A 907-nucleotide genomic window follows, 5' to 3' on the forward strand; every position below is an offset into this window, starting at 1 on the left:
TTCAAGCCGTCGCGAAGCGAGGTCGTCGCGCGCCAGCCGAGCTTCTCGAGCCTGCTGACGTCGAGCAGCTTGCGCGGCGTGCCGTCGGGCCGCGAGGTGTCGTAGGAAATCTCGCCGCGATAGCCGACGATCTCCGCGACCACGCGCGCGAACTCGGCGATGGCGATATCCTCGCCGGTGCCGATGTTGATGAGGTCGCTGCCCGAATAGGTCTTCATCAGGTGCACGCAGGCATCCGCCATGTCGTCGACATAGAGGAACTCGCGCCGCGGCGTCCCCGTGCCCCAGACGACGACGCTTCCGGCGCCCGACTCTTTCGCCTCATGGAAGCGGCGGATCAGCGCGGCGACGACGTGGCTCAATTCCGGATGATAATTGTCGCCGGGACCGTAGAGGTTGGTCGGCATCACGCTGATGAAGTCGCTGCCATATTGGCTGCGATAGGCCTCAGCCATCTTGATGCCGGCGATCTTGGCGATGGCATAGGGCTCGTTGGTCGGCTCCAGCGGACCGGTGAGCACGGCATCCTCGCGCAGCGGCTGGGCTGCCAGCTTTGGATAGATGCAGGACGAGCCGAGGAACATCAGCTTCTCGGCGCCATTCGCATGCGCGGCCTGGATCACGTTCGCGGCGATCGCGATGTTGTCGTAGATGAACTCGGCGCGCAGCGTGTTGTTGGCGACGATGCCGCCAACCTTGGCCGCGGCGAGGAACACCACCTGCGGCCGCACACGGGCGAACCAGTCGAACACTTGGGCCTGGTTGCAGAGATCGACCTCGCGCCGGTCCACGGTCACAAGCTTGACGTCCTCCCGCGCCAGCCGGCGCAGAAGCGCGCTGCCGACCATGCCGCGATGGCCGGCGACGTAGACGCTCTTGCCCTTCAGCTCAAACGGTACGCTTGCCA

General features: G+C 65.4%; 1 protein-coding gene. It reads right to left on the reverse strand.

Translation table 11 applies throughout. The features are described from left to right. Nucleotides 1-907, reverse strand: a 907-nt coding sequence (locus HYH07_RS36170; RefSeq protein ID WP_220006919.1) for a GDP-L-fucose synthase, incomplete at both ends; no start/stop codon positions are given.

The sequence above is a fragment of the Bradyrhizobium sp. BR 10261 genome (assembly GCF_019455395.1).
GTDB classification, from domain to species: Bacteria; Pseudomonadota; Alphaproteobacteria; order Rhizobiales; family Xanthobacteraceae; genus Bradyrhizobium; species Bradyrhizobium manausense.